This window comes from Pseudomonas sp. C2B4 (assembly GCF_013359695.1).
In the GTDB taxonomy this organism is placed as follows: Bacteria; Pseudomonadota; Gammaproteobacteria; order Pseudomonadales; family Pseudomonadaceae; genus Aquipseudomonas.
Genome location: NZ_JABFMU010000010.1, coordinates 57914 through 81353, shown reverse-complemented (window position 1 = coordinate 81353; position 23440 = coordinate 57914). Strand labels below are relative to the sequence as shown.

The following is a 23440-nucleotide window of genomic DNA, read 5'->3' as shown; positions in this document are numbered from 1 at the left end:
GCAATGAATTCTCCACACATGGATTACAGCCTGGCGCCTCGCGCCAGCGGCCCGGTGTCTTGGCTGGAAACGTTCCTGGTGACCGGCCTGGCCATTGGCCTGGGCCTGTGGCTGACCCCGGAAGACCCGATGCAAATGCACGGCGGTTTTCCCTGGCCGATTCTGGCGCCGCTGCTGTTGGGTGTGCGTTACGGATTTGTCCGCGGCCTGCTCAGCGCCGCGTTGTTGGTGATGGCGGTGTTCGCCCTGCGCTACAGCGGCCATGCCGGCTACGCGCAGCTTGAGCCGTCGTGGATTGTCGGCGTGCTGGTGTGCGGGATGCTGGTGGGCGAGGTTCGCGATCTGTGGGAACGACGCCTGGAGCGTCTGCAGATGGCCAACGATTACCGTCAGTATCGTCTTGATGAATTCACCCGGGCGCATCAGATTCTGCGGGTCTCCCACGACCTGCTGGAGCAGCGCGTGGCGGGCAGCGACCAGAGTTTGCGCAGTTCCTTGCTGGGCCTGCGCGAAAAACTGCGGGTGATGCCGGATGAAGGCGATGCGCTGGGCGCGTTGGCCGATCCGATTGTGGCCGTGCTGGGACAGTATGGCGCGTTGCGGGTTGCCGGCTTGTACCGTGTCGATGATCGCGGTGAGCGCGTGTTGCCGACGCCGCTGGCGACCATCGGCGTCATGGGATCGCTGGATACCGAGGACGGTCTGGTCAAGCTGTGCCTGGAACGCGGTGAACTGGTGAGCGTGCGCCAGGAGCTGCACGAAGCCGGCGCCTCGGCGCAATTTTCGTCGTTGCAGGCCTGTATTCCGTTGATCGATGCCGAGGGGCGTCTGTTGGCGGTACTGGCGGTGCGGCAGATGCCGTTCTTCGCGTTTCAGGATCGTACGTTGAGCCTGCTGGCGCTGCTGGCCGGGCACATCGCCGACCTGTTGTTGCGCGATGCGCAGGTGCTGCAACTGCCTGACGCGGAGGCTCAGCACTTCACCCTGCAACTCAAGCGTTCGATGGTGGACGTCGAGCAGCACAAGCTGTCAGCCGGCCTGTTTGCCTTCGAAATGACCCGCGCCAACGAAGAGCTGACGCGTTTGCTTGAACGCAGCCAGCGCGGTCTGGACTTGCACTTGCCGCTGCGCAACAACCGCGACCATCAGTTGCTGCTGGTGCTGTTGCCGTTGACCAGTCCGCAGGGCACTGAAGGTTATCTGGCCCGGATCAACCTGCTGTTGCACGAACACTTTGGTATCGAAAGCGACATGGACAGCCTCGGCGTACGGGTCATGCCTTTCAATCTGGAGCCTGGTGAACCCAACGGGCTGCGTAATTTCCTGTTCAACGAGTGTGGCCTGAATGATCAGCAAGTGGCTGTTTAGCGGAGCCTTGTTGTTAGAGGCGGGCAGTTGGACCAGCTTGTGGGCCGACTTGCCCGAGTTGCAACAATTGCTGGTGTTCACCTTCAGCCATGGCCTGGCCTGCGCGATGTTGTGCGGTGCGGTGTGGCTGCTGTTGCCGGCGCGTTATCGTTCTCCGCTGCCGTGGAGCCCGCTGTTCATTTTCAGCCTGGCGTTCTTTGTGCCGGTGCTGGGTGCGGTGGGCGTGGTCGCGGCGATCTTCCCGGCGCTGTACCTGCCCCGCAAGCGCGACAAGCAGGCCTGGCAGGCGGTCGGCATTCCGAGCCTGCCGTACCGGGCACAGCTGCATTCGCGCACGCCGATCTTTGCCGATGGCGGTTTGCAGGACGTACTGCGTCATGCCTCCGATCCCGACCAGCGCCTGGCGGCGTTGCTGGCCACCAAGCGCATGCCGGGCAAGGAAGCGGTGCCGATCCTCAAACTGGCGCTGGGCGATCCGAGCGACGACGTGCGGTTGCTGGCGTACTCGATGCTCGACAAACAGGAAAGCGACATCAACCTGCGCATCCAGATCGCTCTTGGCCAATTGCACGGCGCCACGACCAAGGCCGCCGGTGTACTGCATGGCACGCTGGCGCGCTGGTATTGGGAGCTGGCCTATCTGGGCCTGGCGCAAGGCAGCGTGCTCGAACACGTGCTCAATCAGGCCAACGAACATGCCGAGCAAGGCCTGGCGGCAGGCGAGGGCGGCGAACTGTTTCTGCTGGCCGGGCGTATCGCCCTGGAGCGTGGTGATGTCGAACGCGCCGAAGTGCTGCTGACCAAGGCCCAGGAAAACGGCATGGGCTCGGCGCAGATCCTGCCGTTCCATGCCGAACTGGCCTTCGAGGCCGGTCGTTACCACGAAATCCCCGGATTGCTCTCCAGCCTTCCGGAGAAGACCCGTCAGCGGCCACCCTTCGCTGATCTGGTAAGGAGCTGGACATGAGCCACAAGGAAGAGGCGCCGATGGCCGACATCTGCCTGTTGCTCGAAGGCACCTGGCCGTATGTGCGCGGCGGTGTGTCGAGCTGGATTCACCAGATGATCCTTGGCCTGCCGGAACTGACCTTCTCGGTGATGTTCATCGGCGGGCAGCGCTCGGCGTATGGGGAGCGTCGCTATCAAGTACCGTCGAACGTGCTGCACATCGAAGAAGTCTTTCTCGAAGATGCCACGCGTCCGGCCGACGCCCGGGGCACGCCACGGGACGCGGATTTGCAGCAGTTGCAGGATTTGTATCGCTTCCTGCATCACCCGGACGCGCCGGAGCCGGCGCTGGGTGAAAGCCTGCTCGACTGCATCGCGCAAGGCCGCATGACCCTGGACGACGTGCTGCGCAGCCGCGCCAGTTGGGAAGCGTTGAGCGAAGGTTATCGCCTGCATTGCGCCGACCCGTCGTTCATCAACTATTTCTGGACCCTGCGCTCGATGCAGTCGCCGTTGCTGATGCTCGCCGAGTCGTCGCGCCGCATGCCACGGGCGCGGGTGCTGCATTCGATTTCCACCGGCTACGCCGGGCTGTTGGGTTGCATCCTCAAGCAACGCTGGAATTGCACCTATCTGCTCAGCGAACACGGGATCTACACCAAGGAGCGCAAGATCGACCTGGCCCAGGCCACGTGGATTGCCGAGAGTTCCGGCCAGGCGCTCAACCGCAGCCTCGACGCCGGTTCGGGTTATATCCGAACCCTGTGGGTGCGCTTCTTCGAACGCATCGGTCAGCTGACCTACAACAGCGCCGACAGCATCATTTCGTTGTACGACGGTAACCGTCAGCGGCAAATCAAGGACGGCGCCGATTCGGTCCGCACCCGGGTCATTCCCAACGGCATCGACCTGCCGCAGTGGACCTCGGCGCTCGAATCCCGTGCTCCCGGCATTGCGCCGGTGGTGGGTCTGATCGGGCGTGTGGTGCCGATCAAGGACGTGAAGACTTTTCTGCGGGCCATGCGCGGCGTGATCAGCGCCATGCCGCAGGTCGAAGGCTGGATCGTCGGCCCGGAAGAGGAGGACCCCGAATACGTCAGCGAATGCCGCAGCCTGATGGCCAGTCTGGGGCTGGAGGGCAAGGTGCATTTCCTGGGCTTCCAGCGTATCCAGGAGATCTTGCCGAAACTGGGCCTGATGGTGCTGACCTCGATCAGCGAGGCGCAACCGCTGGTGATTCTCGAAGCCTGGGCCGCCGGTACGCCGGTGGTCAGCAGCGATGTGGGATCGTGCCGCGAGTTGATCGAAGGCGGTAGTGCCGAAGACCGCGACCTGGGCCTGGCCGGCAAAGTGGTGGCGATTGCCGATCCGCAAGCCACCAGCGTGGCGATCCTCGAACTGCTGCGCAGCCCGCAACGCTGGCAGGCGGCCCAGGCCAGCGGCTTGCTGCGGGTCACCCGTTACTACACCGAAGCCTTGATGCTGCAGCGTTATCGCGACTTGTATCAAGCCGCCATGGAGAACAGTTAAATGGCCGGGATTGGCTTCGAACTTCGCAAGATCTTGTCGCGCGATTCCTACACCGCGACCTTGCACGCTTATGTCTATGCCGGGTTGATCAGCTCCGGGCCCTGGGTGCTGTCGATCATCAGCGTGATGCTGGTGGGCATCATCAGCCTGAGCCGTGTCGTGCCCAATACCCTGGTCGGGCAGTTTCTGGTGACGGTGACCTACCTGATGGCCAGTTCGCTGATCCTCACGGGCGGCTTGCAACTGTTCTTCACCCGGTTCGTTTCCGACCGACTGTTCGAACACAAGTACGAGCAGATCCTGCCCAACCTGTTGGGCGTGCTGCTGATGGTCACTGTCGGTGCCGGGGTACTGGGTATCGTCGTGTTGGCGACTTTGTTCGATCAGTCGTTGATCTACCGACTGCTGGTGCTGTCGAACTTCGTGGTGCTGTGCAACCTGTGGATGGTGATCATCTTCCTGTCGGGGATGAAGGCCTACAACCGCATTCTGCTGGTGATGCTGGCGGGCTACACACTGATGGTCATCAGTGCCTATCTGCTGACCTTTCTGGGGATCGCCGGCCTGCTACTGGCGTTGTTGATCGGCCACAGCACGCTGCTGTTCCTGTTTCTCTACGACATCCTGCGCGAGTACCGCGCCGAGAAGCTGATCGCCTTTGACTTCCTCCAGGGTCGTCAGGTCTTCGTCAGCCTGCTGGCCACCGGGCTCTTCTACAACCTGGGCATCTGGATCGACAAATTCCTGTTCTGGTTCAACTCCGGCACCTCGAACATCGTCATCGGTCCGCTGCGCGCTTCGATCCTGTATGACCTGCCGATCTTCCTGGCATACCTGGCGATCATTCCCGGCATGGCGGTCTTCCTGGTGCGCATCGAAACCGATTTCGCCGAGTGGTATGACCGTTTGTTCCGGGCGATCCGCGAGGGTGAAACCCTGCAGCACATCAGTTCGCTGAAAACCGAAATGACCTTGTCGATCCGTCAGGGCCTTCTGGAAATCTGCAAGGTGCAGGGGCTGACGGTGGTGCTGCTGTTCCTGTTCGCCCCGCGCTTGCTGGATTGGCTGGGCATCTCCAGTTACTACTTGCCGCTGTTCTACATCGACCTGATCGGCGTGAGCATTCAGGTGGTCTTCATGGCTTTGCTCAACGTGTTTTTCTACCTCGACAAGCGTGCCGTGGTGCTGGAACTGTGCGTGATTTTTGCGGTGTTGAACGCCGGATTGACGCTGCTCAGCATGCACCTGGGGCCAAGCTTCTTCGGCTACGGCTTCACCCTGTCGCTGCTGGTTTGCGTGTTGCTGGGGTTGCACCGGTTGTCCACGGCGCTGGAAGACCTCGAGTACGACACCTTCATGTTGTCGCGCTGAAACACCCCTGAAGACACTGGCGATCCTCGCCAGTGTCGTTACATGTCGGGTGTGATCTCATCCGATGACAGGTCATGTGAGCCCGTTTTGCGCTGCTACGCTTGAACGGTCGGAGCTGCCGCCGAAGACCATTCGTCCCGGGCCTCCAACTCATGTTGACGCCAATCGATACCTCCGACCGTGCCTGGCCGCTTTGCGGCGCAGTGCGCACTCACTATGTGTTGACCCGCAAAGGGACCGAGCACGGCGCGTGAATGTTCACGCTCCGCGCAACAGGCAGACCGTCACGACTGCTCAACGGGACTCCACATGCCATCAGGCAATTCTCTGGAGAAGTTCCCATGAGGCTTCAGTTGCTCACGGCTGCACTGATTTTCGCCAGCACGGCGATGACGGATGCGGCACTCGCTGGCGAGACAACCCCTTCAAGCGCCGACAAGGCATCCTCCACCAGCACGGTCAAACAGGAAATCAAGCTCACGCGGGTCACGCCCGAATACTGGCGGGTGACCTTCCATAACCCGCCGTACAACATCTACGGTCCGGAAACCATGCCGCAGTTGAACGAGGTGGTCACCGCCATCGAGTCCGATCCGAAACTGGTGGTCGTGGTGTTCGACAGCGACGTGCCGGATTTCTTTTTGACCCATTACGACTTCGTGCCGGCCCTGACTGAAACCACCAGCCTGCCCAACGGCCCGACCGGATTGCCACCGTTGCCCGATATGCTGGTGCGGCTGAGCAAGGCACCGGTGGTCTCGATCGTGTCGATTCGCGGTCGTGCCACTGGCGTCGGCAGCGAACTGGCGTTGGCTAGCGACATGCGCTTTGCCAGTCGCGAGAAAGCCATCCTGTCGCAATGGGAAATCGGTGCCGCCCTGGTGCCCGGAGGTGGCCCCATGGCGCGCCTGCCGCGACTGATGGGCCGTGGACGGGCGCTGGAAGTGCTGCTGACCGGCAACGATATCAATGGCGAACTCGCCGAGCGCTATGGTTACGTCAACCGCGCGCTGCCGGACGCTGAGCTCGACAAGTTCGTCGACACCATGGCCCGGCGCATCGCCCGGTTCGACAAGCAATCAATTGCCGACATCAAGCGCCTGGTCGACGCCGCCAGCCTGCCGCCCAACGAAGCCATCGCCAGCGAGTGGGAAGGCTTTATCGGTTCGGTGCAACGTCCGGCGGCACAGGCGCGGATCAAGCAGTTGATGGAGCTGGGCCTGCAGAAAAAGGCGGATGTCGAGAAGCGCTTGGCCCATTACACGGGTATGTTGGGTGAGCCGTCGAAGTAAGGTGGTGCCCCTGCAGGAGCGAGCTCGCGATGGTCGTGAACGAAAACGCGTTAAATCAGATGTTCCGAGGCACCCTCAGATTTTTCGCGAGCAGGCTCGCTCCTACACAAAGCATTGCGGAGTACGAACCATGATCGAACTGCTGCAAAAAGTGCTCGATGCCCACGGTGGCCTGGAGCGCTGGAACAGTTTCACTTCACTCAAGGCCACCATCGTGACGGGCGGCGAGTTGTGGGGGATCAAGAGCGTGTCACAAGACACCGTGCCCCGGGAAATGACTGTCAGCCTGCACCAGCAACGCGCCTCGGTGACCCCGTTCGGCAAGCCCGACTGGCGTACGGCGTTCAGGGCCGACTACATCGCCATCGAAACCACTCAGGGCGAAATCGTCCGTGAACGTTCGAACCCTCGTGAGTCATTCGCCGGCCATGTGATGGAAACGCCGTGGGATCCCCTGCATCGCGCCTACTTCAGCGGCTACGCCATGTGGACCTACCTGACCACGCCGTTTTTCATGGCGATGCAGGGGGTCAGTGTCAGTGAAATCGCGCCCTGGCAGGAAGGCGGGGAGATCTGGCGCGGACTGCGGGTGGCATTCCCGGATGACATCGCCAGCCACAGCCGCTTCCAGGATTTCTATTTCGCAGATGATTTCCTTTTGCACCGTCACGACTACCACGTTGACGTGGCAGGCGGATTCGCTGCCGCGCAATACGTCGGTGAGTATGTAGAGGCGCAAGGATTTCGTTTCCCGAGTCAGCGTCGGGCCTATTTGCGGGGAGCGGATCTGCAGCCGTTGCGGGAGCGCCTGATGGTGTCGATTGACTTGAGTGATTTTCGGTTGAGTTGAGGGCAAACAACGCGTCAGCTCGTGCGATCCCGAACGACGGCATCGCATGGCAGCAGCCTATGGACCTCGTCGAGCTCCGTGGCGTGATGGACTCCCCATTCGATCAGCGACTCCAGGATCGGCCCCAAGCTGGCGCCAAGCGGAGTGAGCAGGTATTCGATCCCCTGCCGATCCTCGGCGCTGGGTTGTCGGCTCACGACTCCATGTTCCTCGAGCGCTCGCAGTTGCTCGATCAATACTTTCTGTGAAATGCCTGCAATGCGCTGCTCCAGATCGCAGGTGCGGTGCGGGCCGTCCAGCAGCACATGCAGGATGACTCCCTTCCAACGCCCGGAGAGGACAGCCAGCGTGCGCTCGATCGGCAAGCCCGGCAGTCTATTGATTGTCTTCATGTGCAACCACTGACAAAACGGTGTGTAGATGGTGACGATTATCGAAAAGTACGCTTTTCCTACCGATAAAAACCGACCGGAAGGAAAGCCCATGATAGACCTGTTTGATTCTCAATTGGTTGGCGGCACCGTGCTGCTGAAGAACCGTATTGTCATGGCACCCATGACGCGCACGCGGACATCCGAGGGTGACATCCCGAACGAGTTGATGGCCACCTACTACGGGCAGCGGGCCAGTGCCGGCCTGATCGTCGCCGAGGCAACCGACGTTGCACCCTCCAGTAACGGCTACGCGTTGACACCCGGCATCTATACCGAAGCCCAGCAGCAGGGCTGGCGTTTGGTGACCGATCAGGTTCACCGCAATGGCGGCACAATATTTATGCAACTCTGGCACGTCGGCAGGATGGCCCATCCGTCGCTCATGCCCAACGGCGAGGCCCCCTGGGGTGTGACCGAGCAAAGGTCTGAGTCGCAGGTATTTGCCCACGGTCCGGATGGCAAGTTGGACTTTATCGCTGCCGGTCAACCAAGACGCCTGAGGACGGAGGAGGTGATGGCGTTGGTCGGCACTTTTTCCCAGGAATGCGTCCATGCTCGGGAGGCAGGATTTGACGGTGTCGAAATCCATGGCGCCAATGGCTATCTGTTCGAGCAGTTCATGAACTCGGTGCTCAATACGCGCACCGACTGCTACGGAGGCGGCAGCGTAGAAAACCGTGCACGGTTTCTGTTGGAGGTCGTTGAAGCGGCGGTGCGTGAGTTGGGTCCGGGGCGTGTTGGCGTGCGCCTGTCCCCGTTCGGCAAGTTCAACGGCATTCCGGCGGACCCTCTTACCGAGGAAACCTTGCTATACGTCGCCGAGCGTTTGGGGCGCCTGGGCGTTGCCTATCTGCATCTGGTCTACGAGCTGATGCCTGAGGCGAACATGGAAATCGCCGAGTTCAAATCGCAACACCTCGATCATGCGCTGTTGACCAGGGTCCGGGCAGTGTTTCCTGGCGCAATTATCTGGTGCGGCGGGTTCACCGATCGCCATGGCGCCCAGGACGCCCTCGACACCGGGCTGGTGGACTTGATCGCCTTCGGCAGACCCTATATAGCCAATCCGGATCTAGTTGAGCGCCTCAAGTACGGTTGGCCGTTGGTGGAAGCGGATCGATCAACGTTTTACACACGGCGTGGTGAAGTGGGTTACACGGACTTCCCGGCCTATTGCGATCGGTAGTGGTGCGAGCGCAGGAGGGAGAATGGGTTTCACAGGCCAATCAGCAGTTCCTGAATCCTCTGGATTTCAGGCATAAAAAAAGACGTCCTAGGACGTCTTTTTTTGAGTTGGTGGAGCCGGGGGGATTTGAACCCCCGTCCGCCAGTACTCCGCTGTCGGTACTACATGCGTAGCCGTGTCTATTAAGTTAACCCTCAGCGACCCGACGGGCAGGGTGCTTTGGGCGAGTTGTGTAAGTTTTAGCCGCTTCGTCCACAACGTACTGCACGGCGATTCTGTTCTATATGACAATCACTTTGGGTTTACAGACATCCCCTGGTGATTGCTGGACCCGAAGGTACCAGAAGCTCAGGGCTAAGGCTGCTTACGCAGCGAGAGCGAATTCCTGGCCGTAGTTTTCGTCATTGGCAACTATAAGTAGTTGCAACAGTGGATTTACGAGTTCTGTTACCAACTCGGCATGCACCTAAAGTTTCGCAACCGGCGTCGAATCCTAAACGGCCCCGAACTCATTGCTCGAAAATCACGGTGAGCAACAAGCCTGTACAGTCTACGTCAATGTGGCCCGGAAGGCCAACCCGAAGGTTGGCCTTACCTGTGTTCACTTTTTGGTAGGGCTGCGCTGCTGAATTTTCTCAAGCATCTGGCCGGAGATCTCGATGCAGTCCTTGTCGTTGCCGGAAGCCTGGGCCTTTTTCGCATCAGCCAGCGCGGTTTTGGCGTTATCCATCGAATTCTCGGATACGGCGGGGGCTGTGGTGATTGCGTCGTCCAGTTTTTGAACTTGCGCGTCACAAAGATCTTTATCTGCCGCAAACACGGGCGAGGCCAACAGTGCAGCGGTGATGAACAATCCAGCAATTGCAGAGTGCTTCATGGGAATCTCCTTGCGCATGAGGGCTCGGTGCTGCCGGTGAAACGGGGCCGCTGGCCGAGGGGGTTATAAGCCCGTTCGCAGGGCCTAGATAAATGACTATAGCCGTGCGCAGGAATTCGGTTTTTTTTTGCAGCAATGCATGGGCCTGTAGGCGCAAGTTTGCTCGCGAAGAAACCGGGGGCCCGCTGGGTATCCGGATTTATACGTTATCGTTCACGTTCTTCGCGAGCAGGCTCGCTCCCACAGGTTTTACGCAGTGCGCGCTTGCGTCACGCGATCCACCAGATAGACCAGCCCGTGATAATCGATCCCGCCATGCTGGCTCAGGCCGATTTCACAGGTGCGGCTGGTGGAAATGCCTTCACTGCAGTACTGAACCGCGTCCTTCAAGGTGCGCAAGGAATGCGCGTTCAGTTCAGGCGTGGTGAAGCCTTTGTCACCGGCAAACCCGCAGCAATGAATGCCTTCGGGGATGACCACGTTCTTGCTGCACTTGCGCGCCAGATCGATCAACGCCTGGCTTTCCCCCAAGTGCTGGGTGCTGCAGGTAACATGCACCGCGATCGGCGTGTCCTGCGGCGTGAAGTCCAGGCGATCCATCAGATGCGTGCGGATGAAGCGTACCGGGTCATACAGATCCAGGCGCGTATCGCCAAGGTCCTGGGCCAGACGCAACGTGCAGGGGCTGGTGTCGCAATAGATCGGATCGATCCCGCCACGGCTGGCGTGGAGCAAGGCGCCGATCAGCTCCTGGCGCTTGTGTTCGGCCTGTTCGGCATAACCTTTGGAAGCAAACGGCTGCCCGCAGCAGAGATTATCCAGATTGTCCGGGAACACCACTTGGTAACCGGCTTTTTCCAGCAAACCGCGGGTTTTGTCGTACAGCGACATTTGCTCCTTGTCACCGGCCGCCGGTCCCATGGCGCGTGAAACACAAGCGGCCAGATACACCACGCGCGGGCGCTCGTCCGTCACGGTCGGGCTGAAGCGGATCGCCCGTTCCGGCTGCGGCATGGCGTTGGTCCACTGCGGGATTTGACCTTTGGACAAACGGGTCAGAGTAGCCGAAAGTTTTGCCAGTCGCGGCGCCCCCAGCAACATCCGCGCACCATTGGCCACGTGCAGCGTGAAGCGCGCACCTTGCAATGCGGTGGCGAAATTTCCTTCCAGCCAGTTGGCGGTTTTCGTATGGGTGGCGTGCTGGCCGCGAAGCTTTTTCACCAGTTCGCCGGTATTGATGCCTACTGGGCAACGTTGTGCACAGAGGCCAGTAGCAGCACAGGTATCGATGCCCTGGTATTCATAGGCCGCTTCCAGTTCCCGGGTATCGACGCCAGCACGCTTCTTGGCCTGAATATCACGCCAGATCACGATGCGCTGGCGTGGACTCAGGGTCAGGCCTTTTGAGGGGCAGACCGGCTCGCAGAAACCGCACTCGATGCACTTATCCACAATCTCGTCGGCCGCCGGCAAAGGCTTGAGATGCTTGAGGTGAATCTGCGGGTCTTCGCTGAGCACCACGTCCGGATTGAGAATGCCGTTGGGGTCGAGCAGGCGCTTGAGCTGCCACATCAACTGGTAGGCATCGCTGCCCCATTCCAGCTCGACGAATGGCGCCATGTTGCGCCCGGTGCCGTGCTCAGCCTTGAGCGAACCGCCAAACTCCACCGCGACCAACTGCGCCACGTCGTCCATGAACGCCTGGTAGCGTACGACTTCTTCCGGGCTGTTGAAGCCTTGAGTGAAGACGAAGTGCAGATTGCCTTCCAGTGCGTGTCCGAAAAGGATCGCTTCGTCGTAGTGATGTTTGTCGAACAACTCGATCAGACGGTTCACGCCGATGGCCAGTTGTTCCACCGGAAAGGTCACGTCCTCGATGATCACTGTGGTGCCGGTTTTGCGCACCGCGCCGACAGCGGGGAAGGTGTCCTTGCGGATGGCCCAGAGGCGGGCGTTTTCCAGCGGGTCTTCGGTGAAGTCGACTTGCTTCTCCACCGGGAACGGCGCCAGCGACGCCATGATCTGTGCCAATTGTTCCTGTAGCAATGTGGACGATGCCGCGCGGGATTCGATCAACAAGGCGCAGGCATTGTTCGATAGGTGCTGTACGAAAGCGGGCATGCCGGGTTTGTTCTGCACGGACCGCAGGCTGCGGCGGTCCAGCAATTCCACGGCGGACACCGGTTGGCTTTTCAGCACCGTGACCGCGTTGCAGCAAGTTTCCACGTTCGGGAAGACGATCAGCGCCGACGCCTTGTTCGGATGGTCGATCACCGTGTCGTAGGTCACCGCGCTGATGAAACCGAGGGTGCCTTCAGAGCCCACCAGCAAATGGCTCAAGATATCCACAGGCTCGTCGTAATCCACCAGGGCATTGAGTGACAAGCCGGTGGTATTTTTCAGACGGTATTTGTGGCGAATTTTCGCAGCCAGTTCGCTGTTGGCGCGGGTCTCGCGGCCCAGGGTTGCCAGGCGCTCCAGTAGTTCACCGTGGCTTTGACGGAATGCGGCGACACTGGCGGCATCTTCGGTATCGAGACGGCTACCGTCGGCCAGCACCAGGCGAATCCCGGCCAGCGTGTGGTAGGTGTTTTGCGCGGTACCGCAGCACATGCCGCTGGCATTGTTGGCGACGATGCCGCCTATTTTACAGGCGTTGATCGACGCCGGATCCGGGCCGATCTTGCGTCCGAAGGGCGCCAGCCAGGCGTTGGCCTGGGCGCCGATCACCCCCGGTTGCAGGCGGATCTGCGTGCCTTGGCCACGGATCTCGCGACCGTTCCAGTTATCCCCGAGGACGATCAATACCGAGTCACTGATAGCCTGTCCGGACAGGCTGGTGCCGGCAGCGCGGAAGGTCACCGGAACCTGGTCGCGCTGCGCCAGTTTCAGCAGCGCCACCACTTCATCTTCCGATTCGACGCGAATCACCAGTTGCGGAATCAGCCGATAGAAACTGGCGTCGGTGCCAAACGCCAGGGTCGACAGCGGGTCGTCGAAGCGACGCTCCCGGGGAATCAGTTGCTGCGCATCGCGCAGGAAAGCGGCCGGTAGACTCATTGGTCCTCCAGGATCAACACCACCAGATCTTTCGGACCGTGGGCGCCGTAGGCCAGCACCTGCTCGATGTCTGCGGTCTTCGACGGGCCGGACACCAGCAGTGCATTGGTCGGCATGCCCTGAGCCCATTCGAATTCCTGTTGCACCTGATAGAAGTTGTCTCGGATTTCGCTGGCCTTGAGCAGGGCGAAATGCACCGGTGGCGCCAGGCTCATCAGCCGTGGTTCTTCCCGCGTCGGCCAGAGAATCAGGCTACCGGTCGCGGCGATCGCACCCAAGGTACCGGTCAGGCTCGCCGGGGTGTCGTTGAACAGTTCGGCTTTCCATTCTTCCACCGGGCGGTTGTAGGCCTTGAGTGTAGGCAGGGCCGGATTTTTCGCCCAATGCCGAGTGACGTGTTGACCGTGCGGTGTGGTCGGCGCGATCAACAGGCTAGGTAGCTGACGATCCAGCAACAGTTTTGCCAGCAGGGCCGGCCAGTCTTCACCCGACGTCAGATGGATTTCCGTGTGCACCGCTTCCATCAGTTTTCGTAGTTGCGGAATGCGTTGCTCCGGGGTGTAGGTGTACGGCTCTGTCACCAAACCGACGTTGAAATTGTCAGCCACAGGTGTGGTACCTGTCAGACTTTTGCGCAATTTGCCGAGGATGTTTTGCTTGGCGCTCATCAACGATCTCCCTGTTTGGCCAAATGCTCGCGAGCCATGTCATGCAGTGAACGGGCGGCAGGTTTCGGTGCGCTGTGGTTTTGCGTCCAGGGGCCGACGTTGTTCGGCGTGAGCGCCCGCAGGCGCGTGGCGGCGAGCGTAAACAGGCGATACAGCGTCGGCGAGCTGTTGAGCCGGGCCCAAGCGTTCCAGATAAACCGTTCCTTGCGCGAGTACTTGCGGCCCTGGTCGCGCATCACGCGGTTCGGACTATCGGGCGCCTTGACGTTCTCTTCGCGCAAGCGCCGCAGCAAGGAAGGGATCGGAATCTTGACCGGGCACACTTCACCGCAGGCTCCGCACAACGAGGAGGCGCTCGGGTGGTCTGGGACTTTCGCCAGACCGACCATGTGCGGGGTGATGATTTTTCCGATAGGGCCGGGGTAAACCTCGCCGTAGGCATGGCCACCGATTCGGGTGTAGACCGGGCAATGGTTCATGCAGGCGCCGCAGCGGATGCAGTTCAGGGTCTGGCGCAGTTCGCTGTCGGCAAACGCCTGGCTGCGACCATTGTCCAGCAGTACCAGATGCACTTCCTGTGGGCCGTCGAGCTCATGTTCCTTGCGCGGCCCCGAGATCATGTTGACGTAGGTGGTGATCGGAATGCCCAGGGCTGAACGGGTAAGCAGTGATAACAGAGGCACCACGTCGCGCAGATTTTCCACGACTTTTTCGATGCCGGTGACGGCAATGTGCACCGGTGGCACCGTGGTGGTCATGCGGCCATTGCCTTCGTTTTCCACCAGCAGCAGGGTGCCGGTTTCGGCCACGGCGAAGTTGACACCGGAGACGCCGATGTCCGCTTCGAAGAATTTCTGCCGCAGGACCCTGCGGCCGATCTGAATGAGTTGGTCAACGTCCTTGGTGTATTCCACGCCAAGTTTGTCGTGGAACAAGGACGCGACCTGACCGGCGTTCTTGTGGATTGCCGGCATAATGATGTGTGAAGGCTTCTCGTGGTCGAGCTGGACGATGTACTCGCCCATGTCCGATTCCAGGCATTCAATGCCCTGTTCAGCGAGGACATGGTTCATCTCCATCTCTTCGCTGACCATCGATTTGCCCTTGATCACTTGCCGCCCCTCGTGAGCGCGGATGATCGAGAGGACGATGCCGTTGGCCTCGTCCACCGTTTCCGCCCAGTGCACTGTCACACCGTTGCGGGTCAGGTTCTGTTCAAGCTGCTCGAGCAGGTCGGGCAGCTTGGATAACGCACGGGCGCGGACAGCATTGCCCAGCGCTCGCAGGTGTTCTCTTTCATGGGCATCGCTGAAAGCCGTTGCCCGTTTTGTCATCAGCGAATCCATCGCCTTGCGAAAGTTGTTTCGCAATTGCGCATCACCCAGCGCGTTGTGAGCGCGGGTGCGGAAATCTTCTTCTACGGCGACCGTAGGAATAATCGCGGAAGCGTTCATTGCGCGCCTCCGGTTCGTTGCCAGAGGAAGCTGGCCAGGTGTTGGCCGCGCAACGCTTCTTTCTGTTTCTCCAGCGAGCCGTTGATGTTCATCAGGCAACCACAATCGGCACTGAGTACCTTGTGCGCGCCCGATTCCTTCAGCGACCGGGTCTTGTCAGCCACCATCGCCCCGGAAATGTCCGGCATACGGACGCTGAAAGTCCCACCGAAGCCACAGCACTCACTTTCGTGGCTATGGTCGACTCGTTCTACGTTGCTCAACTGCGCCAAAAGCTCGCGGCCATGCAAGTGTGTGTTCATCTCACGGCGTGCCGAGCACGAAGTGTGCAACGCCACTTTTATCGGTGTACCACTGTCCTTGAGCTGTACCTTGCACACAAACAACAGAAACTCGGCGAGCTCGTAGGTTCTGGCCGCCAATGCCTGAACTTGCTTCAAGGTTTGCGGTTCATCCTTGAACAGGTCGGCATAGTGCTCACGCAACATGCCCGCGCAGGAACCGGAAGGCACCACCACCGGATAATCCCCGGCAAACAGCGCCAGCTGAGAGCGTGCGACGGTCCTGGCCTGCTCGGTGTAACCCGAGGTGTAGGCTGGTTGCCCGCAGCAGCTTTGCCCTTGCGGGTACTCGACACGGATGCCCTCGCGCTCCAGCAAGTGGATCGCGTCCATACCGGCTTCCGGGTAGAACAGATCCACTACGCAGGTCCCGAACAGGTACACCCGTTGCGGTTTCTCGCTGGGGTATTGCCGAGGCTCGGGCAGTGGCGGGGCGACACGGGTCGCATTCGGCACAGCGTTGTAAAAAAGCTCGCTCATCAGGCGTGTCTCTCGGCGGGTTATCCGTCCGTCGAGGCTGCTGAATATAGAGAGAGATTCTTTCAGCAGCCTTACAGACCGGGTAGTGAACAGCTGACGCCGGGGTCGTGGCCCGGCGTCGGTTTTTTCCATGGCGCGTGTAGTGCTTAGTGCACCAGCATGCCGGTGAACCAGTAGGCTTGGGCCAATGTGATCAGGCCGACGATGGTTGCGAAGAACAGGCTGTGCTTGAGCGTGAAGCGGAACAGGTCCGATTCCTTGCCCACCAGGCCGGTCGCGGCGCAGGCCACTGCGATCGATTGTGGCGAGATCATCTTGCCGGTCACGCCACCGCTGGTGTTCGCGGCCACCAGCAAGGTGTCGTTGACACCGATCTGGTGTGCGGTGGTGGCTTGCAACGAACTGAACAGCGCGTTGGACGAGGTATCGGAACCGGTCAAGAACACGCCCAGCCAGCCGAGGAACGGCGAGAAGAACGGGAAGGCCGCGCCGGTGCCGGCCAATACCAGCGCCATGGTCGACGACATGCCCGAGTAGTTGGTAACGAAGGCGAAGGCCAGCACCATGCCGATGGACAGAATAGGCCAGCGCAGTTCGTAGAAGGTCTCCTTCAAAGTGGTCAGACCAGTTTTGAGGTTGATCTTCAGAACCAGCATCGAGATCAGCGCCGAGAAGAAAATCGCTGTACCGGTGGCGGAGATCGGGTCGAGTTTGAACACCGCTGGAATGGCAGTCGGCGCGGCCACGATCGGTGCGACCTTGATCACCATCTGGTCCAGGTGCGGAATGGCGAAGTTGAACACCCAGCTGTACATCGAGCCGCCGGCGGCAAACATCGCCTTGAACGGCTTCAGCGTCCAGATGGTGACCAGCACGGTCAGGATCAGGAACGGCGACCAGGCCTTGAAGATTTCACCCAGGCTGTAGGGCGATGCCACGGTTGTGCGCTTCTGGCCGAAACCACCGGCACTGGCGCTCACCACGGAGGCAGAGACCGCGCCGACGATGTGTTGGCCAGCGGCGCGTTTTGGCTGCCAGACTTTCAGGAACAGCGTCAGGGAAATCAGGCTGGCCAGGGCCGACGTGATGTCCGGCAGTTCCGGGCCGATGAAGTTCGAAGTGAAGTATTGGGTGACGGCAAAGCTCAGGCCGGCCACCAGTGCTGCGGGCCAGGTTTCACGAACGCCGCGCAGGCCATCCATCATGAACACCAGCCAGAACGGCACGAACAGCGACAGAAGCGGCAGTTGGCGGCCGGTCATGGCGCCAATCTTGAAGGCGTCGATACCGGTCACTTGCCCGGCCACGATGATCGGAATGCCCAAGGCGCCGAATGCCACTGGAGCGGTGTTCGCGATCAGGCACAGGCCTGCGGCGTACAGCGGATTGAACCCCAGACCGACCAGCAGCGCGGCGGTAATCGCCACTGGCGCGCCGAAACCGGCAGCACCTTCGAGGAAGGCGCCGAAGCAGAAGCCGATCAGCAGTACTTGCAGGCGCTGGTCGTCGGTGATCGACAGCACCGAGCTGCGGATGACTTCGAACTGGCCGCTCTTGACCGTCAGTTTGTAGAGGAACACGGCCGCCACGATGATCCAGGCAATCGGCCACAGACCGTAGGCGAAGCCATATCCAGCCGCAGCGAATGCCATATCGACGGGCATCTGGAAGGCAAAGATTGCCACCAGAATCGACAACGCCAGCGTAATGCTACCGGCTACATGGCCCTTAAGGCGAAACACGGCCAGGGCCAGGAAGAAAAACACGATGGGGATGACGGCTGCGAGCGCGGATAAACCGAGGCTGCCGAGAGGGCTGTAGAGCTGTTGCCAAGTTTGCATATGGGGTGGCCCCTAATTGTTGTTGGTCAGGCACTGATCAGCGTTCTTGGATAATTGGTAAGACCAATTTACAATCGCTGTTGGCTAGGGTAAAAGCCTTGTAGGCGGTGTGTCAATTTGCCGCCCTAAAACTTTTGTCGAATGCAGGGCCCTCACGATCATCTGATCCGTTTGGGTAAATGCTGACTGGCAGATGCCGATGCGGCATGGATAGGCCAGAATAGAGCCCCGGCGAGCCGTCGGGTCGTGGAGAAATCGAGTTATGGGGTTTGATCAGATTCGTCAGCGCCGTTTGTCTGACGATATTGTCGAGCAGTTGGAAGGCATGATCCTCGAGGGGACGCTGAAGGCCGGTGAGCGGCTGCCGGCAGAACGGGCATTGGCCGATCAATTCGGTGTGTCTCGCCCTTCGTTGCGTGAAGCCATTCAGAAGCTGGTCGCCAAGGGCTTGCTGGTCAGTCGCCAGGGTGGCGGCCACTATGTGGTGGAGTCCCTGGGCACAACTTTCAGTGATCCTCTTCTGCAATTGCTGGAGAGCAATCCCGAGGCTCAGCGCGATCTGTTGGAGTTTCGCCACACGCTGGAAGCGTCCTGCGCTTACTACGCCGCGTTACGCGCAACGGATGTTGATCGCGAGCGGCTGACGGCGGCATTCAATGAATTGCAGGACTGCTATTCGCGGCACGATGAGGTCAGTCGGGCGGAAGAAGGCGCGGCGGATGCCAAATTCCATCTGGCGATTGCCGAGGCCAGTCACAACGCGGTGTTACTGCACACCATTCGCGGTTTGTTCGACCTGCTCAAGCGCAATGTGGTGACCAACATTGGCGGCATGTACAAGCAGCGCACAGAAACCCGCGACATGCTGATCACGCAGCACCGGGAATTGTATCTGGCGATTATCGAAGGCAGGGCGGAACAGGCGCGGGAAGTCTCCAGTCGTCACATTCTGTATGTGCAGGAAGTGCTGGAAGAGGTGCGTCAGGAAGTGCAGCGCATGGCCCGGGCGGAGCGGCGCAAGGGGATGTGATTGCGTTTAAACGCAAAAGATCGCAGCCTGCGTCAGCTCCTACGGGGTAATCCCGGTGCAAGAGCTGCCGCAGGCTGCGATCTTTTCGCTGGCGCCGCAAACTTCAAGCAGGAAAATTAATCTTCCTTGCCCTTGTTCCGCACCGCACGCTGCAACTCGCGCCCAGCATCGCGTTCGCGCTCGGTATCACGCTTGTCGTATTCCTTCTTGCCCTTGCCCAGAGCGATCTCGCACTTGACCATGTGCTTGCTCCAGTACCAGGACAGGCATACGCAGGCGTAACCCTTTTGCTGCACCGAAGCGGCCAGCTTGTCCAGCTCGCGTCGGTTGAGCAGCAGCTTTCGCGTACGGGTCGGGTCAGCGATGACGTGGGTGCTGGCAGTCGTCAGGGGCGTGATGTGGCTGCCGAGCAGCCAGGCTTCGCCATCCTTGAGCAGCACGTAACTGTCGACCAGTTGCAGCTTGCTTGCCCGCAAACTCTTTACTTCCCAGCCGGCCAGGACCAGACCAGCCTCGAACCGATGTTCGATGAAGTAATCGTGTCGCGCCTTTTTATTTTGCGCGATGGTCCCTGTGGGGTGTTTCTTCTGTTTAGCCATAGGGGCGGCATTATAGGGAGTTGCAAGCAAGTCGGCTACGGTGATGCTGCGTGCTTGAGCAGGTTGATCGAATCCCGGACAATGCGCGCTCTTTTTGGAGTGCCAGGTTTTTCGTGAACGAAGGCGGTATGTTCCACCTCTACCAATGGGGCTCCGCGATCGGGCCGGATCTCTTTGGTGCGATTGATTTCTTCACTCGCGAACCATGTTGCCATTCGGTGGCTTGTGTTTCGTGGTGTTCGCAGGCTGGGTGATGAGTCGGGAAGCGGTGCGCGACGAGCTGTCGATCCGCGACCCTGCATTGTTCGCCCTGTCCTTGTTCTTGATGCGCTATGTGGCGCCCATCGGCATTCTCGTAGTGTTTGCCGCCCAGCTGTGGAAGTGACGCTGACATGACGACACACATTTCACGTTCGGCCTTGCTGCCGTACCCGGCACAAGCCTTGTATGACCTGGTCAACGACGTGGCGCGATACCCGGAGTTCCTGCCGTGGTGCTCCTCCGCCGAAGTGCTGGAAAGTTCCTCCGAACACATGCGCGCGAGCGTAGGTGTGGCCAAAGGGGGGCTCAGCCAGCATTTCGTGACGCGTAATTCCCTGGTTCCAGGTCAGTCCATCGAGATGAACCTTGAAGAAGGGCCGTTCACTCAATTGCACGGTGTCTGGGTGTTCAAGCCATTGGGTGAGAAGGCCTGCAAGATCAGTCTGGATCTGTCGTTTGATTACGCCGGGCCGATTGTCCGCGCGACCCTTGGGCCATTGTTCAATCAGGCGGCCAATACGCTGGTAGATGCGTTCTGCCAGCGGGCCAAGCAAATGTATGGTTGAGGCAGGGATCAAGGTCGAGGTGGTGTATGCCGCCATTGATCGTCAGGTGCTGTTGTCGGTAACGGTACCGGCAGGAACAAGTGTTCGGGCGACGTTGCTTGAGTCCGGGATTGGCCAATCGTTTCCGGAACTGGATTTGGCGGCGTGTCCCGTGGGCATCTTCGGCAAGGTGGTTGTCGATCCGGAAACTCGTCCGGTTCAATCTGGGGACCGGATCGAAATTTACCGACCGCTTCTGGCCGATCCAAAAGAGGTCCGTCGACTCCGTGCAGCCAAAGCTGCTGAGGCTAAAGCTCGGAATCAGTGAGTGGCATAAACGCCAGGCAACAAAAAACCCGGCCATTCCGGGTTTTTTATTACGTCGCAAATTATTGCGGCGAGGTGTCCAGTGGTTCCGGAGTCGGGACTGGGACAGTTTCTACACCGTCCACCTCTTTCTGGATTTGATCCAGCAAAGAGCCCGGTTTGACTGATTTTTCCGGTTTTGGCTTCTCGGCGTTTTCAGTCGGTGCGGTCACGGTAGTACCGCTATCCTTGCCAAGGATAGCCTCGTCGCGGCTCACGCCTGGCATGAAATCACCAGAGAGGCTGACAAGTTGATCATTTGGGTTGAAGATAACGCTAATGCGTTCCTGTTGGCGTTCACCGCCCCCTGGTTGCAGGCTGTACAGGTAATCCCAGCGATCGGCGTGGAACGTGTCGGTCAGCAGTGGATTGCCCATGATAAACCTTACTTGCTTACGGGTCATTCCCGGGCGTAACTGGTCTATCATGTCCTGCGTGACGACATTGCCCTGCTGGATGTCGATTTTGTAAACCCCGGGGAATGAACAACCGGCGAGTGCGAGCAGTCCCACAAAGGTGAAACTGGTTAGCAAGAGCTTGGTGTTTTGCATCGGTGGGCGACTTCCACTATCTTGGCTGGGACAACGTAAACGCCGATCATACCCGCATTAAGAGAAGCTGCGAAGCAGCATCGCGAGAAAGCTGACCATGGTTGAAAATAGCGAACTACGCAAAGCCGGCCTCAAAGTGACCCTGCCACGGGTCAAAATTCTGCAAATGCTCGACTCCGCCGAGCAGCGCCACATGAGTGCCGAGGATGTCTACAAGGCACTGATGGAGGCTGGTGAGGACGTCGGTCTGGCCACGGTTTACCGTGTACTGACTCAGTTCGAGGCAGCTGGCCTTGTGGTGCGGCACAACTTCGACGGAGGCCATGCGGTCTTCGAGCTGGACGACGGCAAGCATCACGACCATATGGTCAACGTCGAGACCAGTGAAGTGATCGAATTCTTCGACGAAGAAATCGAGCGCCTGCAGAAAGCAATCGTCGACAAGTATGGCTTCGAGATGGTTGATCACAATCTGGTGCTGTACGTACGCAAGAAAAAGTAAGCATGTCGCGCGAACGCCAGGTTCGCGAAACGAACGAAGGCGACCTCAGGGTCGCCTTCGTGCTTTCTGCCAGTCTTAAACCTTTGCGGTAATCACCATTTTTTTGGCGTGGGCCAGGGATTCCTTCGTAAGGTCGATACCGCCAAGCATTCGCGCCACTTCCTCGACACGATCGTTCTTGCTCAATTTGGAGACGGCAGTACGAGTGGCATCTTCACCGCGCACTTTGTGCACAAATAAATGCTGATGGCCTTGCGCAGCTACCTGGGGCAAGTGGGTTACCGTCAGAACCTGTCCTCGCTCCCCGAGCCGGCGCAGCAACTGGCCGACGATCTCGGCCGTCGGGCCGCCGATGCCCACGTCCACTTCGTCGAATACCAGGGTGGGTACGCGAGAGGTTTGTGCGGTGATCACCTGAATGGCCAGGCTGATCCGCGAAAGTTCGCCGCCCGATGCCACCTTCGCCAAGGCTTTCAATGGCTGCCCCGGGTTGGCACTGACCAGCAACTCCACCTGCTCAAGCCCATTAGGCAGCAACTCGTCGCCGCTATTGGGGCGCAGTTCAATAGTGAAGCGGCCACCGGGCATGCCCAGGCGCTGGATTTCCTGTTCCACGGCGCTGGCCAGGCTGCTTGAGGCTTGATGACGCAAGTCGCTCAGCTCCCGGGCCTTTTCCTGATAGTGGCGGGCATAGGACGACAGCTCATCGCTCAGTCGCTCGATGGATTCGTCATTGGCATTCAGGGTTTCGATTTCATCCAGCAACTTCTGCTGCATTTCGGCGACTTCGGTTGGCTGGATGCGGTGTTTGCGTGCCAGGGTGTAGATCGAGTCGAGGCGCTCTTCCAGGTACTGAAGGCGAGAGGGGTCGGCATCGAAGTTGTCGAGGAAGCGGTTCAGCTCGCCCACCGCTTCTTCGACCTGGATCTGCGCACTTGTCAGCAGGCTGCTGGCTTCGCCCAGCGCGCCGATTGAGTTATTCACGCTCGACAGTCGGTTAAGGCTGGCAGTCAGGGCGTTCAATACGTTGCCGGAATCACTTTCGCTGCATTGTTCTACCACTTGCCGGCAGATGCCCAGCAGTGTTTCAGCATTGGTCAGGTTCTTGTGTTCCTGCTCCAGCTGCTCCAGCTCGTTTTCCCCAAGGCCGAGGTTTTCCAGCTCCTCAAGTTGATAGCTGAGCAACTGGTGGCGGGCACGTTGCTCGTCGCCTGAGTTGGAGAGTCGCTCAAGTTCCTGTCGAGTCTGGCGCCAGCGTTGGGCGGCAAGCTGTACCTGGCGGGCGAGGTCCGTCGCGCCGGCGTATTCGTCAAGCAGGCGGCGGTGGGTGTCGGTCTTGAGCAGGGACTGGTGTTCGTGCTGGCTGTGGATATCGATCAGCAGTTCGCCCAGCGCCTTGAGATCGCCAAGGGGGCAGGGTGTGCCGTTGATATAGCCGCGTGAACGTCCTTCTGCCGTGATGACCCTGCGCAGGATGCACGGGCCATCGTTCTCGAGGTCGCGCTCCGCCAGCCATGCGCCGGCTTCCGGAATATCGGCCAGATCAAAGGTTGCCAGGATGTCGGCCTTGTCTGCGCCGGGGCGAACCACACCGCTATCGGCGCGATCGCCAAGGGTCAGGCCCAGGGCGTCGAGCATGATCGACTTGCCGGCGCCGGTTTCCCCTGTGATGACGCTCATCCCGCGATCGAGTTCGAGATCGAGATGTTCAACGATGGCGTAGTTGTGTACGGACAGGTGCACCAGCATAAAGGCCGCTCCCAGGTATTAGGTCTGGTTATTTATACAGTGTTTTGTTTCTGGCTGACAATGCCCGTCGTTAGGTCGATTCGCTTGATCCGACGAAATCCTTAGTGCGCGCTGGAATGACAATGCAGGTGTTTTTT

At 59.7% G+C, this 23440-nt stretch carries 21 protein-coding genes, 1 other RNA gene and 1 pseudogene; 12 read left to right on the top strand and 11 right to left on the bottom strand.

Annotated elements, in window-relative coordinates; translation table 11 throughout:
- The first annotated feature begins 3 nt into the window (after positions 1-3).
- The 6 genes from HNQ83_RS10125 (at position 4) to HNQ83_RS10100 (ending at position 7359) form a co-directional block, all read left to right on the top strand.
- A complete protein-coding gene (locus tag HNQ83_RS10125) occupies positions 4-1368 on the top strand; it encodes a PelD GGDEF domain-containing protein (protein ID WP_256668923.1) in 1365 nt (454 codons plus the stop codon).
- Positions 1346-2335, top strand: coding sequence for a HEAT repeat domain-containing protein (locus tag HNQ83_RS10120; protein WP_175388803.1), 990 nt, complete (start codon positions 1346-1348; stop codon positions 2333-2335). The genes HNQ83_RS10125 and HNQ83_RS10120 overlap by 23 nt, the downstream gene beginning before the upstream one ends.
- A complete protein-coding gene (gene pelF, locus HNQ83_RS10115; protein ID WP_175388802.1) occupies positions 2332-3846 on the top strand; it encodes a GT4 family glycosyltransferase PelF in 1515 nt (504 codons plus the stop codon). Before HNQ83_RS10120 ends, pelF begins: the two co-directional genes overlap by 4 nt.
- A complete protein-coding gene (gene pelG, locus HNQ83_RS10110; RefSeq protein WP_175388801.1) occupies positions 3847-5217 on the top strand; it encodes an exopolysaccharide Pel transporter PelG in 1371 nt (456 codons plus the stop codon).
- Positions 5218-5558: 341 nt separating this feature from the next.
- Entirely contained in the window at positions 5559-6509 is a 951-nt protein-coding gene (locus HNQ83_RS10105; protein ID WP_175388800.1) for an enoyl-CoA hydratase/isomerase family protein, read from the top strand.
- A 130-nt stretch (positions 6510-6639) separates the two neighbouring features.
- The gene (locus HNQ83_RS10100; RefSeq protein WP_175388799.1) at positions 6640-7359 is read left to right on the top strand and encodes a hypothetical protein; all 720 of its coding nucleotides are present in this window, start codon (positions 6640-6642) and stop codon (positions 7357-7359) included.
- A gap of 14 nt (positions 7360-7373) precedes the next feature.
- Here HNQ83_RS10100 and HNQ83_RS10095 read toward each other — a convergent pair whose 3' ends face one another.
- Positions 7374-7751, bottom strand: a complete 378-nt coding sequence (locus tag HNQ83_RS10095; RefSeq protein WP_175388798.1) for a helix-turn-helix domain-containing protein — start codon at positions 7749-7751, stop codon at positions 7374-7376.
- A 91-nt stretch (positions 7752-7842) separates the two neighbouring features.
- Between HNQ83_RS10095 and HNQ83_RS10090 the strand changes: the two genes are divergently transcribed.
- Entirely contained in the window at positions 7843-8979 is a 1137-nt protein-coding gene (locus HNQ83_RS10090) for an alkene reductase (RefSeq protein WP_175388797.1), read from the top strand.
- A 108-nt stretch (positions 8980-9087) separates the two neighbouring features.
- Here the strand turns inward: HNQ83_RS10090 and ssrA are convergent.
- From ssrA to HNQ83_RS10055, 7 genes are all read right to left on the bottom strand, one after another.
- Positions 9088-9484, bottom strand: a transfer-messenger RNA (tmRNA) gene (gene ssrA, locus HNQ83_RS10085).
- A gap of 96 nt (positions 9485-9580) precedes the next feature.
- Positions 9581-9856 carry a hypothetical protein gene (locus HNQ83_RS10080; protein WP_175388796.1) on the bottom strand — a complete coding sequence of 92 codons (276 nt, stop codon included), beginning with the start codon at positions 9854-9856 and terminating at the stop codon, positions 9581-9583.
- A 249-nt stretch (positions 9857-10105) separates the two neighbouring features.
- Entirely contained in the window at positions 10106-12916 is a 2811-nt protein-coding gene (locus tag HNQ83_RS10075) for an FAD-binding and (Fe-S)-binding domain-containing protein (protein ID WP_175388795.1), read from the bottom strand.
- Complete coding sequence (locus HNQ83_RS10070) at positions 12913-13584, bottom strand: lactate utilization protein (RefSeq protein WP_175388794.1); 672 nt, start codon at positions 13582-13584, stop codon at positions 12913-12915. Before HNQ83_RS10070 ends, HNQ83_RS10075 begins: the two co-directional genes overlap by 4 nt.
- Positions 13584-15038 (bottom strand): LutB/LldF family L-lactate oxidation iron-sulfur protein, encoded by a 1455-nt coding sequence (locus tag HNQ83_RS10065; protein ID WP_175388793.1) that lies wholly within the window; start codon positions 15036-15038, stop codon positions 13584-13586. Before HNQ83_RS10065 ends, HNQ83_RS10070 begins: the two co-directional genes overlap by 1 nt.
- The gene (locus tag HNQ83_RS10060) at positions 15035-15859 is read right to left on the bottom strand and encodes a (Fe-S)-binding protein (RefSeq protein ID WP_175388792.1); all 825 of its coding nucleotides are present in this window, start codon (positions 15857-15859) and stop codon (positions 15035-15037) included. Before HNQ83_RS10060 ends, HNQ83_RS10065 begins: the two co-directional genes overlap by 4 nt.
- A 146-nt stretch (positions 15860-16005) precedes the next feature.
- Positions 16006-17700 (bottom strand): lactate permease LctP family transporter, encoded by a 1695-nt coding sequence (locus HNQ83_RS10055; protein WP_175388791.1) that lies wholly within the window; start codon positions 17698-17700, stop codon positions 16006-16008.
- A gap of 262 nt (positions 17701-17962) precedes the next feature.
- On the opposite strand from HNQ83_RS10055, the gene HNQ83_RS10050 reads away from it, so the two are divergent.
- On the top strand, positions 17963-18730 hold the full coding sequence (locus HNQ83_RS10050; RefSeq protein WP_175388790.1) for a GntR family transcriptional regulator: 768 nt from the start codon (positions 17963-17965) through the stop codon (positions 18728-18730).
- A gap of 116 nt (positions 18731-18846) precedes the next feature.
- Here the strand turns inward: HNQ83_RS10050 and smpB are convergent, their stop codons facing one another.
- On the bottom strand, positions 18847-19329 hold the full coding sequence (smpB, locus tag HNQ83_RS10045; protein WP_077046406.1) for an SsrA-binding protein SmpB: 483 nt from the start codon (positions 19327-19329) through the stop codon (positions 18847-18849).
- Positions 19330-19430: 101 nt separating this feature from the next.
- On the opposite strand from smpB, the pseudogene HNQ83_RS10040 reads away from it, so the two are divergent.
- From HNQ83_RS10040 to HNQ83_RS10030, 3 genes and pseudogenes are all read left to right on the top strand, one after another.
- Positions 19431-19714: pseudogene (locus HNQ83_RS10040) on the top strand (sodium-dependent transporter); the annotation flags it as partial.
- Between the two features lie 7 nt (positions 19715-19721).
- Positions 19722-20156 carry a type II toxin-antitoxin system RatA family toxin gene (locus HNQ83_RS10035; RefSeq protein WP_175388789.1) on the top strand — a complete coding sequence of 145 codons (435 nt, stop codon included), beginning with the start codon at positions 19722-19724 and terminating at the stop codon, positions 20154-20156.
- Positions 20149-20463 carry an RnfH family protein gene (locus HNQ83_RS10030; protein WP_175388788.1) on the top strand — a complete coding sequence of 105 codons (315 nt, stop codon included), beginning with the start codon at positions 20149-20151 and terminating at the stop codon, positions 20461-20463. Before HNQ83_RS10035 ends, HNQ83_RS10030 begins: the two co-directional genes overlap by 8 nt.
- Before the next feature lie 61 nt (positions 20464-20524).
- Here HNQ83_RS10030 and HNQ83_RS10025 read toward each other — a convergent pair whose 3' ends face one another.
- On the bottom strand, positions 20525-21052 hold the full coding sequence (locus tag HNQ83_RS10025; protein WP_175388787.1) for an outer membrane protein assembly factor BamE: 528 nt from the start codon (positions 21050-21052) through the stop codon (positions 20525-20527).
- A 97-nt stretch (positions 21053-21149) separates the two neighbouring features.
- On the opposite strand from HNQ83_RS10025, the gene fur reads away from it, so the two are divergent.
- Positions 21150-21554: a ferric iron uptake transcriptional regulator gene (gene fur / locus HNQ83_RS10020; protein WP_003197684.1), complete on the top strand. Its 405-nt coding sequence runs from the start codon at positions 21150-21152 to the stop codon at positions 21552-21554.
- Positions 21555-21629: 75 nt separating this feature from the next.
- On the opposite strand, the gene recN is transcribed toward fur, so the two are convergent.
- Positions 21630-23303 (bottom strand): DNA repair protein RecN, encoded by a 1674-nt coding sequence (gene recN, locus HNQ83_RS10015; RefSeq protein ID WP_175388786.1) that lies wholly within the window; start codon positions 23301-23303, stop codon positions 21630-21632.
- Positions 23304-23440: the final 137 nt, after the last annotated feature.